Source organism: Wylensekiella montiformis, assembly GCF_009697385.1.
GTDB classification, from domain to species: Bacteria; Bacillota; Negativicutes; order Selenomonadales; family Selenomonadaceae; genus Selenomonas_A; species Selenomonas_A montiformis.
Genome location: NZ_VUNL01000003.1, coordinates 89,445 through 102,905 on the forward strand (window position 1 = coordinate 89,445; position 13,461 = coordinate 102,905).

Genomic DNA, 13,461 nt, shown 5'->3' on the forward strand with positions numbered 1-13,461 from the left:
TCAACGGGAGGTTATGATGAAAGAAACGGTTTTGACACGGGAGATTCGTACCGCAATTGAGCAGGCTCTGGATGCCTGTGAGAAGAAAGATTCCGGTGGTGCGGCAAAAATCCTGAAAAAAGAAATCGATCGCATGGAACAGCTCAATCTTTATCAGGATGGCAATGCGGATTATTATGACTTTAACACCCTGATGGAGATGGTCATGTTTCAGAGCCGTCATCCGGATATCCGGCCGATAGTGGATATCGAGGAACCGTTCAACCGCCTTTATGCCATGTATGGGTCCGTGCTGTTGGAGAACGGCGCATTGGATGAGGCTGAGGAGGCGTTGGCTGTTGCGATGGACTGGAATCCGATGAGTGCGGATATTGCTTTCGAGCATGCCGAAGTCTTTCGCCGAAAAAAAGATTGGGAAGCCTTTAAAAAACAGACGATAGAGATTTTTCCCATTGCCTATAAACGACGGGAGATTGCACACGCGTATCGGAATCTCGGCTTTTACTTTTGCGAGAAACAGATGTGGGATGAGGCGGTCGGCTGCTATTTAATGAGCATGACCTTTGCTGAGGCAGAAGGCCGGTTTCAGGCTGAGCAGGAACTCAAATACATCTATGAAGAAACAAAAGGCGAAGCCAGCCGCCCCTCGATTGGAGCGATGCGTTCTTATGGGGAAAAGCACCATTTTCCTATCGGGCCGGATATGGAAATCATAGAAACGGCGCTGCGTTATGGCAAGTCGATGCTGGCTGCCAGAAAATATCCGCATGCCGCTTATTTTCTGGATATTGCCTATAAGCTGACGGAAAACAAAGAAATCAAACAGCTGCTTGACGGCATAGACAAAAAGGTATCGTCCGAACGATGAACACGGCCGGCTGTCACCGCAAAGAAGCCGCCTCTTTCTACGGAGGCGGCTTCTTTGCCGTTATTTTATTTTCTTCCGGAGATGCTGGAATCCCTTTGTGCTGATGAGATCCGGAATTTCCTTTTGGTATAGCCGCCCGGAGAAGCCAGCATGCGGTAGACGGATAAAGGAAACGCCATATCTTGTGGGGATGATCGGCTCGTACATCGGATCGGCAAGGACTTTGTCTGCCACGCGGAATGCAGGCTGAAGATCGGTTTCATCGGTCAGCTGCATGGTATCAGGTAGGAGAAGAGACGATTCGGTTTCGACTGGTACAATGGTCTGCCAGTGTTCTGCCCCTTCCCGTTCCAGCGCAAAGGCAAGGGATTGGGTGCAGATGCTTTCGCCGACAAGGAGCTGTGCGTTTTTTTTCATTTGGTTCGGTCGGGCGGCCGGATTGTCCGCGGTGCCCGCAGTCATCGCCTGCACGGGCAATTCTATTGGATGGCCGCTGAGAAACGGTGCGCGTATGTGCTGGTCGTCAGCGCTCCGTTTCAGTGCTTCGGCCAGCAGGGAACGCAGTGCGCCGATTGGGGTGCCAATGACATAGGGGATTCCGATCGCTTCCTGTAAAACCCGGGCAGCGCCAAGTCCGCCATAGCTTACCACGAGATTGACACAGGCGTTCGTTGAGGAAAGGATGGTATCCAGTGATTCACCGACGGCCCAACAGGACTGCAAAGTAAAACCCGCGTTTAAGGCCCATTGGCGGAGGGAAGAAACGCTGTCTGGTGAAAAGTCGAGCGGAGTCACGCCGAGGATGTTTAGGGAACGCGTGCCTTTGCGGGCCGGTTTCTGCAGCGGCACATGCTGCTGTACGGCTTGTTTGGCCAGCCATTCCAGTGCGTAAAAGATGCCCCGCTCATAGTAATGCATACTGTTCGTAGGCAAGGTAAAGCAGGGAATTCCGGTTCGGTTCGCGATGATATGTGCCAACGCTTTCATGTCCGTCCCAATGAGAAAGGCAATCTGCGATGGGATGATGCAGATGAACCGGGGCCGGAACTGCATGGCAGAATCGATCACATCCTGTACGAATTTATCATCGCGGCCGAGGACGGCATCTTGCTCATTGAGGGCTGAGATGAAGATGAGACTGTCCTGCTCGTACCAGCGGGGTTCATCGTGTGTGGTGTAGGTGGAATTGCAGCCGGACGGGTCGTGCATGACGATCATGCCGCCGAGTTCGAACAGCGCAGAACAGACGCCAAAGGTGTCTGCAGAATAGGTGGAAAGAATATGAGCATTTTGATGATATTTCATAAGCAGCAAGACCCTCCGCATCCTTTACGGCGGATTACCTCCGGAAGATTTTTGGGGACAAGAAAAGCGGCACTCATGAGGTGGATGAGACGGAGCAGGCCGTCAAAGCCATAATGGCCGCCGCCTTCAACCAGATTGACGAAATACGGACTGCCGTTGAACCAGGCCGCTTTTTGTCCGAGACACAGGATCTTCTGGCCCATTGTATTTCCATGGGCCAGTCTGCCGTCCGGATTTTTCGTTGACCATAGTTCTATGGAGCCGTAATGTCGTTTCAGCCATTCAAAATTGTCACGATCTTCAGCCGGCACGGTATCCGAATAAATCTTCAGGACACGGAATCCGTGTTCAACGAGCAGACGGGCAAGACTGAACGGACAGAATGTAAAGGTGCAGTCTATGGCGATCGGGGTATCACCAATAAGCTGCTTCAGGGCTTCGAATGCCAGTTCACATTCCGCTATGCGCGGACGAAAATCGGGACGGGAGACCTGCATCTTGTCCGCAAGCCGGTTCAAATGGTCCGTGATTTCGCTATAGCGCCAGCTCTGCGGCAAAAACAGAAAATCCTGTCCGTATCTTTTTTGCAGATCCAGTGCCGCCCGGTGTCCAAAGGGGTTGATATAAAGATTCAGACTGCCTTCTGCCATTTGGAGAAAATCATCATAGCTGCGGCAGGTGGTCATATCGCGGAGCGTCCAGCCGTTTTTTTGAAGCAGCGTCAAAATCTCGCTGGTGTCATCGGTAGGCAGATTGCTGCCGATGATGTTGCAGGCCCTGGCACGAAGCGGAAGCGGCCGCCATTGGCGATAGATTTCCCGGCGCAGGCGTTCTTCCGGGGTAATGCTTTTGGTCTGCCGAATCGGATCCATGATGCACGGGATAAAATCTATTTCAGGAAATCGCCGGCTGAGCTGGTGGAAGATATAATGGAGATCCGTGCCCATGAAATGATGGAAGCAGGCTGTGAACAGAAGCACAGCCCGGGGGCGTTTGGTCAGATTTTTGAGAATATCCGTGACGCCCTGCAGAATGAGCGCTTCATTGTCCGTACGCAGAAGATCCTTTTCCAACAGCTCAATGGTGGAGAAGCGGTCCATGCAGCCCATTTCAGCTGCCGTCAGAATGACTCCGCGCAGGCAGCCTGAAGCACAGACATAAATCTGATGCGATTCCGGAAGCTGCATGCCGGTATGAACAATATTCCAGGTGCCGCGGGCAGGAGGGCTGAATTCCAGCGTGCGGGGGAAAAGATTGTCGGGATCGGATGAACGCAGCAAATGAACAGAGCGGATGGGATGATCGTTTATTTTTCTCAGCATGGGGTATCCGTCCTTTGTCGAAAATGCAGCAGACCTGTCAGCAAATGCGCGGCAGGAGTTCGCCACCTGGGGCGGGAAGCATGGTCTGCGTGCCGATTTCGGTAGTCAGAACGACCTGACCGGCATGATTTTCTGTGACTTCGCCGATGACGGCAGCATTTGTGGAATATTTGCCTTGCTGTAATGTCTTTACAATGCCGGGAGCGGCATCCTGTGGGGCGATAATGACGAGGCGCCCTTCGCAGGCGAGATAAAGGGGTTCGAGGCCGAGCATGCCGCAGACTCCACGGACAGCGGGATGAACTGGGATCGCTTCGGCATGAAGACGCATGCCGGTTCCGCTCTGAGCGGCGATTTCATACAATACGGTTCCGACACCGCCGCGGGTCGCGTCGCGAATGACATGAAGGTCACTGCGGTCATTTACCGTATCCAGAAGCTGTTCGACGGTTCCCCATAACGGGGCGCAGTCACTGGTCAGGTCGGCATCAATGCCGAACTCATTGCGGGCCAGCAGGATCGTGCAGCCGTGACGTCCGATATCGCCGGTCACGATGATGGCATCGCCCGGTCTGGCCTTGTGGCCGGCCGGGGAGGCACCTTCCTGTACTTCACCGATCCCTGTGGTGGTGATGAAGATATGATCCACCTGCCCGCGGCCTGCCACCTTTGTATCGCCTGCTACAATGCGGACGCCGGCTTCCGCGGCCGTTTGCGCCATGGATGCTGCAATTTCCTCCAGTGCATGAAGGGGGAATCCTTCTTCGATTTGGAAGGCGCAGGAAAGGTATTTGGGCCGCGCTCCCATACAGGACAGGTCGTTGACTGTTCCGCAAATGCTGAGTTTGCCGATATTTCCGCCGGGGAATTTCCATGGGGAAACGATGAACCCGTCGGTAGTAAATGCCGTGCGGGTATTTCCGAGAGGAAGGATCGCTGCATCGTCTGCAGTAAATTCCGGGTTGCGAAAGTGGCGGGCGAAAACGGATTCGATCAAGTCGGCAGTCTGGCGTCCGCCGGCACCATGAGCCAGAGTAATGGTATCAGACATAAGCGTTACCTCCATGATTCGTGTTTAGTTCCGATGTATCGCAGGATGCACCGGAGGAATATTGATAGTAGGCGGAACAGGTTCCTTCCCGGGATACCATGCAGGCACCGACCGGATGATCCGGGGTACAAACTTTCCCGTAGAGCGGACAATCGGTTGGCTGGCACTTGCCCTGCAAAATCTCTCCGCATCGGCAGGCGGGATTGGCGTGACTGATCAGGTCGGGGATGGAAAAGCGCCGACGCGCGTCAAACGCGGCATATTCCGGACGCAGCTTCATTCCGCTTCCCGTCATCGTGCCGAGCCCGCGCCACTCAGCATCGCATGGCTGCATATAGGTACTTGTCAGTTTTTGTGCAGCAGGATTTCCCTCTTCACGAACCACGCGTGGATACGCGTTGATCAGGAAGGGGCGTTTTTTTTGAACGTTTTTTATGATGACGGCCAGTGCGGTCAGAAGCTCATTGGCTGTAAATCCGGCGACAGCACCGGAGATGTCATTTTTCTTGGCCAGCATGTGAAGTTTCCGGGTTCCCGTGATGGCGCAGACATGGCCGGGATAAAGGTAGGCATCGCAGCTTTTTGCCATGGCGAGGTAAGCGGCATCCATGGTTTTGTTCGCTGTCAGCAGCATGAAATTTTTGAGCTCTGCGTTTTTTGCCCGCCGGACAGCCAGACAGGAGGCTGGCGTAGTGGTTTCGAATCCCACGGAAAGAAAAACAATCTGTTCATCCGGATGCTCCTGTGCGTAGGTGATGGCATCGAGCGGGGTGTAGACGACTTGGACTTTTGCACCTTTTGCCCGTGCCTCTCCGAGATTCATATTGGTTCCCGGAACGCGCACGAGGTCGCCGAAGGTGCAGATGGTGACGTGTTCGGAGCAGGCCAGATAGATGGCTTCATCAATGAAGCGGATTGGCGTGACGCAGACCGGACAGCCCGGCCCGGATATCAGATCGATGTCGGGAGGAAGAAGCTGACGCAGACCAAGACGGAAGATTTCATGCGTATGTGTTCCGCAGACTTCCATGATGCGCAGCCGTGGTCCGTGGTAACTTGTGATGATCTGACGGGCTCTGCCTTGAATCGATTTCTGCGGACTCATGATAATGTCTCCATGACGGAAGAGGTTTCGTCTTCGTCATTATCCGTGATTTTTGCGATGGCGATGCCGGCATGAACCATGACATAATCACCGGGGTCGAGCGAATCGAGCAGTTCAGCAGAGACTTCCCTGCGCGCTCCCGAGGCGTCTACGACAGCCATGCCGTCCTTGACGCGGATTACTTTTGCTGGCAAACCTACACACATAATGAAATCCTTCTTTCCTGAAAATGATGGGATATGATGATAAAAAACTTAAGCAGGTCATGATGGAGCTGCGCTGAGATGATAAAGCGCGGCCATTGCCTGTCCCAGACAAAGTCCTCCGTCATTGGGCGGAATCTGACTGTGCAGCAGAACGCGGAATCCCGCGCGATCAAGACGTTGTTTGGCTTCCTTCAAGAGCAGCAGATTTTGAAAAACGCCGCCGCTAAGCGCGACTGTGGATAATCCGGTTTTTTCCCGGGCTTCCCGGCAGGCAGAAACGATCATCTGGGCGATGCCGATATGAAAGAGATACGCCAGCGCGCGGCTGTCCTCACCAGCCAGTCGCTTTGTGGTAAGAGTGGAAAAGAGCTGTCCGGTCGGCAAAAGGAACCGGTCTTTTTGCTGCTGCAAGACCGGATTTTGCAGTTTGAGCGGCGCTTCCGCATGATTGTCCAGCCACTCTTCTGCTGCGAATTGAAGGGACATGGCGGATTCTCCTTCAAACGTGGAACGGCGGCGGATCCCGAGCAATGCGCTGACGGCATCAAAAAGGCGTCCGGCACTCGTCGATATCACGGTGTTTATCTGATGATGAAGCAGAAAGTTCATCGCGGAAAATTCGTGCGGATTACACAGCTGAAGCTTTTCGGCGATTTTTTCCGCTTCTTCCTTTCCGCGCAGATCATACAGCAGAGCGAGTGCGATGCGCCATCCTTCCCTGCTGGAACGGTCGCCGCCTGCCTGACGGAATGGCTCGATAGATCCAAGCCGCCGGAATGTATGGCAGGAAGCGGCAAGGATCTCTCCGCCCCAGATGGTTCCGTCCCCGCCATATCCGGTTCCGTCAAAGGAAACACCGATAACGGGGGTATGGATATCATTTTCCGCCATACAGGACAAAATATGTGCATAATGATGTTGAACTGGAAAAAGGGGCATCCCCAGCTCACGGGCTGCCGCAGTGGTATTGTAACGGGGATGAAGGTCGCAGCCAACGAGAACGGGCCGTGTTTCGAGAAGGGCCTCCATGAGGCGGACCGAGTCTTTTAGTGCGGATATGGTTCGCAGATCGGACATATCACCGATATAAGGAGAGGGATAGAATAATCCGTTCCGGCTGAGGCAGAACGTGTTTTTCAGCTCGCCGCCTATGCCGAGGACCTGGCCTTCCATTTTGGGGCTGATGATAAAGGGGAGCGGAGCGAAACCGCGGCTCCGGCGAATCATATATGGTTTTCCTTCAAACCAGTCCATGACGGTGTCGTCTGCGCGCAGCCGGATGCGGCGGTTGTGAGACAGGATGACATCGCACAGCGGAGCGAGGGCTTCCTGTGCTTCCTGATCATTATGGCAGATCGGAGCTCCTGCCGGATTGCCGCTTGTCATGACGAGCGCGTCTGGCAGCGAAAGGCCGTCCGGATAGTCAAAGAGAAGCATGTGAATTGGCGTATAGGGGAGCATGACACCGATTTTCGGATTGCCGGGGGCAATACTCGGAGCCAGAGGCGCATCCTGATTTTTGCGCAGCAGCAGGATGGGCTTCTGATGTCCGGTTAGAACTTCTTCCTGCCCGGGTTCAAGCCGGCAGGAACGATGGACCGATTCGATATTCCGCATCATGACAGCGAATGGTTTGACCGGACGATGCTTGAGGCGGCGAAGCCGGGCAACCGCTTTTTCGTTCGTTGCGTCGCAGCAGAGATGAAAGCCGCCGATTCCCTTGATTGCCGCAATACCTCCCTGGGCCAGAACACGGCGTACCGTTTTTATTGCTTCATCCCGGCGGATGGTTTCTTTGCCCAGAAGATAGACCTCTGGGCCGCAGTGGTTGCAGCAGACAGGCTGGGCATCATAGCGCCGGTCATCAGGGGTGGTGTATTCCTCCTGACATTCAGGGCACATAGGGAATTCCTTCATACTGGTGCGTTCGCGGTCATAGGGCATAGCGTCAAGGATGGTCAGACGCGGACCGCAGGCCGTGCAGTTGATGAAAGGATGGAGGTACCGGCGGTTTTTCGGGTCAAACAGTTCCTCACGGCATTTATCACAGGTGGCGATATCCGGCGAAACAAAAATATCTCCCTGCTCTCTGGCGCTTTCGATAATAGAAAATCGTTCAAATACCGGCTCTTTTTCGTTGCTTTCCAGCTGTTGTACATCCATTTTCAGGATGCTGGAGCGTTCCGGTGCCTTATTTCGGAGATTCTGCCGGAATTCTTCGAGGTCGGCTTCTGTACCTTCTGCATCGATTTCAACATAGGGACCTTTATTGCATACAGTACCGCAAATATGGCAGGAAACGGCCAGACGGCTGACAAACGGACGAAAACCGACGCCCTGGACGATTCCATAAATTTTGATATTCCAACGTGACATACAAAGTACCTCATTTGTTTAAACAGATATCTTGGCAGTGGCAGGAGAGCCAGACGCGGCAAAATGCGGCAGAGGGATGAAGTGTCCATGGAAGTCCGGCAGGGCGCGGAGCATCAGTTCGTCAGCGGCCAGATAGTCAAAGGGTTCCGTTTGAAGGAATTGACAGAGGGAATCTTCTTCTTCCAACAGCTGGTCGTCCTTTTCTGCAAGCTGGTCTGCCTGTTCGAAGAACGTGGCGCAGCAGATGGCCCCTTGATGTCCCTTTTGCCGGAGAAAGCCGCGCAGAGAATTGGCAAAAATCTGCTGATGGACGATCAGAACCCTGCTGTCTGACGGGATAGACGAGAGGGCAGCGGATTCCTCAAAAAATTCGGCAGGAATTGAGACTTCATAGGGAATGTCAAATTGTGCAGCAAAAAAACGGGCTGCAGGAAGCCCCATGGGAGAGACGACAAGATTTTTCCGGAATTGGCCGGCCTGCTGAAAATCCTCCAACCGGTCATAGCAGCGAATGTCCTGCCAGCTTTGGCGATGAAGGATCGATATCAGGCGGTGCGCCTCTTTTGCCGTGAAATCGAGCGGTGTCAGACCGAGTACACCGAGCGTTCCCTGCTTGCCGTTTTGTGATTCATTTGCGGGCCGTTGTCGCTCTTTTTTCGGTGCGAACATGCGGCTCAGTGCCAGCAGCGCTTTTGCGCCGCCCTGATCATATTTTTGGGTTCCGTTGCTGTCGATGGCGATAGCCGGCCGGTGAACTGCATTTTGTATCATGCGTGTGAGTGCGTGGTAATCGGTTCCGATGACAGCAGGAACCGGTGTGCCGATCAAGGCAATGAAGCGGGGGTCAAACATAAGGCAAGCCTGACGGATCTTTTCTATGAGTTTGTCATCCCGCCCCATAATTGCATCCATATCTCGCAGGCCGGCGCTGAATACAGCGCTCCTGCTGCCGTTTTGCTGCCATCGTGGCTCGTCAAATCCGCAGATGTTTCCGGCACAGCCTCCTGCATCCACAATGATAACCATGCCGCCAAGCGGATAAAGCACGGAAGCGGCGCCGGATGTATCCGGTGCAAAGGGCGGCAGATAAAGACGAAGTCCTTTCATCGTGCATTCTCCTCTCTGTGCCGGGCTTTCATGGTCTGCGTCATAGACCGGAATAAACCGCATACCGCTTGATAGCCGAAGGGCTGTGTTTCCTCGTTCCAAAGAACATGAGCGGCATGCGGATGATAGTAGCAGGCATCTGCTCCAATGGCCAGATCTACCGGATGATCGCTTTCCCGTTCATTCAGCATAGAAGGGGAAAGATTGGTATAGAGCCGCGTATCCGGTGAACAGTCGGCAAGGCGCCGGATATAGAAAAAATCGGACGGCAGAGGGATGGCATAAATCTCCTTTACATGAAGACCGGCGCGTACAAGTGCGAGAGCGAGTTCGAAGGGATCGGCATTCAAGCGGCTGCCAACGGCGATCGCAATAGAGGGATGCATTGTACAAAATTCGTGCTGTGCCGTTTCTGCTTCCTGACGGTCAGGAATAGCCGGAAGTTCTGCTCCGATGATGCGGGCAAATCCTTCATATTGCCGTGCAATTTTATCGATTTCATAAAGGCGCTTCAGCTCAATCGCCGGTATATTCAAGGTCTTGCGAAACCAGTCCGCAGCATGACGCGCTTCAGGGTTTAGAACCAGGTTGAAATTCGCGGCCGATAATTTTTCGTAATCCGAAAAGTCTTTACAGCATGCCAGTTCGCCGATATGCCGAATCCCCAGTTTTTGCAGGAGGGCAAAAAGCTCGCTGTCCGGCGCGATCGGTGAAAAATAACCCAGAAGATTTGCCTGATTGGCGCGTTTTTTCCGCGGCTTCAGCAGACTGTATACAGTCTGACGGACAGCGGTCATGGGAGGGAGACGGCTTTCCCGCGTCAGGGCATACATATAACAAGGGCGGGCAGGAATCGCTGTGCGGTCTTCGATCTGTCGGCATATCCGATCCATATCGGTTCCGAGCAGGGCGTCGACGCAGGTGATGCAGATCATGAGAACCGTAGGAGGTGTGGGCCGGCTGTGAATGAATATCTCGGCTGCTTCCGGAATCTTTTTCAGATGTTTTCCCGTTACAATATCATTTTCTGACAGCATGAGATACGCAAAGCGCGTTCCGTATCCGCCGGGAGCCTGCAGCGCTTTTGTGTTGCGCCCGCAGCAGCCGGGGGCGATCAGCATCATGATGCTGCCGGGAACAGCCAGTCCCGCGCGTTTTACGCCGAATCCCTGAGCGCCGGGAGAGTTAAAGTCAAGTGCCGCCGGAGAATTGTAGATCAGTTGCGTATCCGTTCGCAGTTCTGTGGGAATCTGTTCGGGGCCAAGGTCAGAAAGCGCCTTTATCGTCAATGAATAAGGGAGGGGGTGTTTTTTGTCCTGCATGCCGCCGTCACATCTCTTTCTGTTTCGTAATACGATGCCTCTTACAAGCAGGCATCCGTTCCTTTTTTATCCGATTTCCTGTTCTGCAGCGAGAGAGACGGCCAGCCGCAAAAATTTTTGGCTGATCGGCAGATCCGGATCGGCCTCGATCACCGTCATGCCGCGCTCTTCGCAGCGATTGATGGCATCGCTGCGCGGGATGTCCGCAAGAATGGGAAGTCCGTGCGCCTGCGCAAAGGCATCGACTTTTTTCTGTTCGTCGGGAACATTGCGGCGGTTAAAGAGGATTCCGCGCACTTTTGCGTAGCCGCGGTCGGCAAAATTTTCCACAGCACTGGCGATGTTGTTGGCTGCGTAAAGCGACATTTTTTCGCCCGAGGTTACGATGAGAACATCCTCGGCATATCCTTCACGGATCGGTGCGGCAAAGCCGCCGCAGACCACATCGCCCAGTACGTCATAGAGTACGATATCCGGCCGGAATGTTTCGAACAAATTTAAGTCGTCCAGCAGGTTGAATGTGGCAATGATCCCGCGTCCCGCACAGCCGAGGCCCGGAGTAGGCCCGCCGGTTTCAATGCACAAAACGCCGCCAAATCCGGTCCGGGCGATATCCTCCAGACGATCTGGTTCCCGATCATAGCTGCGCATATAGCCCATGACGGACTGCAGAGGCTGTCCTCCTAGAAGGTTGATGGTTGAATCGGCTTTCGGATCACAGCCGATTTGTATAACCCGTTTGCCGAGCGTAGCGAATGCTGCGGAAAGATTGGCGGTCATTGTCGATTTTCCAATGCCGCCTTTGCCATAAATTGCAATTTTTTGCATGATGAAGCCTCCGTAATCCTGATGTCTGTTTCTTATTATATCGTTTTCTGTCGTATATTTCTACCGTTTGACGAAAAGTTATAAACCGATTTACTATTGTTCATAAAATCCTTACGAAAATCCGAAAATGTTGCGAAAAATAAAATTTATAGAAAAATGAAAAAGGGGGTATTTTTTTCTTTATAAATATGATATACTAAAGGCGTCGATAGGAATGAAACCGGCTATCCCACCGGTTTGCATCGGAACCTATCGGTCTCTTCTCTGGAAACTTATCCCAGTTTCCAGTATCCCATTTCCTTACATCTTTTTTAGACAGAGACGGAGTCAGTGGAGTGACTCCGTCTCTTCGTATGCAGAAAAAGAAAACCGATTCCTAACGCGCTATGAACCGGTTTTCCTTTTTATCATATCCGCCGTATATCAGATGTAATACTCGGTTTTGTCTTCCGGCTTGAGTGAGAAGGATTGGAAAACACGATCGCGGACATGGAGGAAATCCGGACTGGTGCGATCGCGCTGTCCGTGGAGATCCACGGGAAGGATGGCCTTGATATGGCCGGGATTTGGCGTCATGATAACGATGCGATCCGCTAATACTACGGACTCGTCGATATCGTGTGTTACGAAGATAATCGTTTTGTGCTGCTGGCGGCAGATCGAAGAAATCTCATCCTGCAGATTCATGCGCGTCAGGGCATCGAGTGCGGCAAACGGTTCATCCATAAACAAGATGTCCGGATCCACAGCCAGAGCACGGGCGATGGCTACGCGCTGCTGCATGCCGCCGGACAATTCCGCCGGATGATGATGGCGAAAATCCTGTAGTCCGACGAGCTTTAAGTAATGTTCCGCGATTTCATGCCGCTTATCCGCGGGGATGTGCAGGCTTTCCAGCCCCAGTTCGACATTCTTTTCCACGGTTCGCCAGGGGAGCAGCCCGTAATTTTGAAAGATCGTGACATTGCGAATCGTCGGGGCAGTAATCGGTTTTCCGCCTATGGATACGGTTCCTTCCGTTACCCGGTCAAAACCGGCGAGAATATTGAGCAGCGTGCTTTTTCCGCAGCCGGAAGGGCCGAGCAGGCAGATGAATTCGCCCTGTTCAATTTGCAGATCTACGTGGCTGAGTGCCTGAAAGACCTGATCTTTTTGACGATACGTTCGGGAAACATCGTGGATTTCAATATAACTCATATCAAATTCTCCTTTTATGCATGCCCCAGAGCCGATAAATACGCTGTTCAATCAGGCGAACCATGTTGTCCAGCAGAAGTCCCAGGACGCCGATGGTCAGGATGGCCGCTATAAGCAGATCCGCACGAAGGTTATTGCGCGCATCGATGATCAGGAAGCCCAAACCGGATTGCGCGCCGACCATTTCTCCGGCGACCAGAAAAACCCAGGCGGTTCCAAGGGCGAGATGCAGTCCTGTAGCAATCCGGGGGAAAATGGCAGGAAAAACGATCTTTGTCAGAATATGGGGCTGACGGATGCCAAAATTGCGGGCGACTTTCAGATAGACGGGATCTATATCTCCGACGGCAGAGACCGTAGCCAGAAGAACAGGAAAGAAAGCGGCGATAAAAATGATAACAAGAGCGGGCATTTCGCCAATGCCGAAAAACAGAACGATGAATGGCAGCCAGGCCATGGGCGAGATCGGGCGGAGCACTTGTGCGATTGGATTCAAAAAAGCCCAGATTCCCTTGTACCAGCCGAGGATCAGGCCCAGCACCATAGCCAGAAGGACAGAAGCAAGATAACCGATCAGAAAACGTCCCAGACTGGCTGTGATATCGGCAGCCAGGACACCGTCGCGCAGAAGCTCGCCGAATCCCAACATGGTATGGAGAGGCGTGGGAAACAATGCCTCATTCCATCCGCCGGTCAGGGCGGTCAGCTGCCAGATGACCAGTACGATAATGAATGCACCGGAGATATGGATCAGATTCTTCATGATAATACACA

12 protein-coding genes are annotated in these 13,461 nt (G+C 53.1%); 1 reads left to right on the forward strand and 11 read right to left on the reverse strand.

Annotated features, from left to right (window positions below; all coding sequences use genetic code 11):
• Positions 1-16: 16 nt before the first annotated feature.
• The gene (locus tag FYJ78_RS03440; protein WP_195847844.1) at positions 17-868 is read left to right on the forward strand and encodes a hypothetical protein; all 852 of its coding nucleotides are present in this window, start codon (positions 17-19) and stop codon (positions 866-868) included.
• A gap of 60 nt (positions 869-928) precedes the next feature.
• Here the strand turns inward: FYJ78_RS03440 and FYJ78_RS03445 are convergent, their stop codons facing one another.
• The 11 genes from FYJ78_RS03445 to FYJ78_RS03495 form a co-directional block, all read right to left on the reverse strand.
• Positions 929-2,173, reverse strand: a complete 1,245-nt coding sequence (locus tag FYJ78_RS03445; protein ID WP_235899825.1) for a nitrogenase component 1 — start codon at positions 2,171-2,173, stop codon at positions 929-931.
• Entirely contained in the window at positions 2,170-3,495 is a 1,326-nt protein-coding gene (locus FYJ78_RS03450; protein WP_154620027.1) for a nitrogenase component 1, read from the reverse strand. The genes FYJ78_RS03445 and FYJ78_RS03450 overlap by 4 nt, the downstream gene beginning before the upstream one ends.
• A gap of 37 nt (positions 3,496-3,532) precedes the next feature.
• A complete protein-coding gene (gene hypE, locus FYJ78_RS03455; protein WP_154620028.1) occupies positions 3,533-4,546 on the reverse strand; it encodes a hydrogenase expression/formation protein HypE in 1,014 nt (337 codons plus the stop codon).
• Complete coding sequence (gene hypD / locus FYJ78_RS03460; RefSeq protein WP_154620029.1) at positions 4,539-5,651, reverse strand: hydrogenase formation protein HypD; 1,113 nt, start codon at positions 5,649-5,651, stop codon at positions 4,539-4,541. Before hypD ends, hypE begins: the two co-directional genes overlap by 8 nt.
• Positions 5,648-5,845 (reverse strand): HypC/HybG/HupF family hydrogenase formation chaperone, encoded by a 198-nt coding sequence (locus FYJ78_RS03465; RefSeq protein WP_235899807.1) that lies wholly within the window; start codon positions 5,843-5,845, stop codon positions 5,648-5,650. Before FYJ78_RS03465 ends, hypD begins: the two co-directional genes overlap by 4 nt.
• Positions 5,846-5,914: 69 nt before the next feature.
• Entirely contained in the window at positions 5,915-8,233 is a 2,319-nt protein-coding gene (gene hypF, locus FYJ78_RS03470) for a carbamoyltransferase HypF (protein ID WP_154620031.1), read from the reverse strand.
• A gap of 18 nt (positions 8,234-8,251) precedes the next feature.
• A complete protein-coding gene (locus FYJ78_RS03475) occupies positions 8,252-9,340 on the reverse strand; it encodes a nitrogenase component 1 (protein WP_195847846.1) in 1,089 nt (362 codons plus the stop codon).
• Complete coding sequence (locus tag FYJ78_RS03480; RefSeq protein ID WP_235899809.1) at positions 9,337-10,629, reverse strand: nitrogenase component 1; 1,293 nt, start codon at positions 10,627-10,629, stop codon at positions 9,337-9,339. The genes FYJ78_RS03475 and FYJ78_RS03480 overlap by 4 nt, the downstream gene beginning before the upstream one ends.
• 99 nt (positions 10,630-10,728) lie before the next feature.
• Complete coding sequence (locus tag FYJ78_RS03485; RefSeq protein WP_154620034.1) at positions 10,729-11,490, reverse strand: nucleotide-binding protein; 762 nt, start codon at positions 11,488-11,490, stop codon at positions 10,729-10,731.
• Between the two features lie 423 nt (positions 11,491-11,913).
• Positions 11,914-12,687, reverse strand: coding sequence for an ABC transporter ATP-binding protein (locus FYJ78_RS03490; RefSeq protein ID WP_154620035.1), 774 nt, complete (start codon positions 12,685-12,687; stop codon positions 11,914-11,916).
• 1 nt (position 12,688) lies between these two features.
• Positions 12,689-13,450: an ABC transporter permease gene (locus tag FYJ78_RS03495; RefSeq protein ID WP_154620036.1), complete on the reverse strand. Its 762-nt coding sequence runs from the start codon at positions 13,448-13,450 to the stop codon at positions 12,689-12,691.
• Between the last annotated feature and the right edge of the window lie 11 nt (positions 13,451-13,461).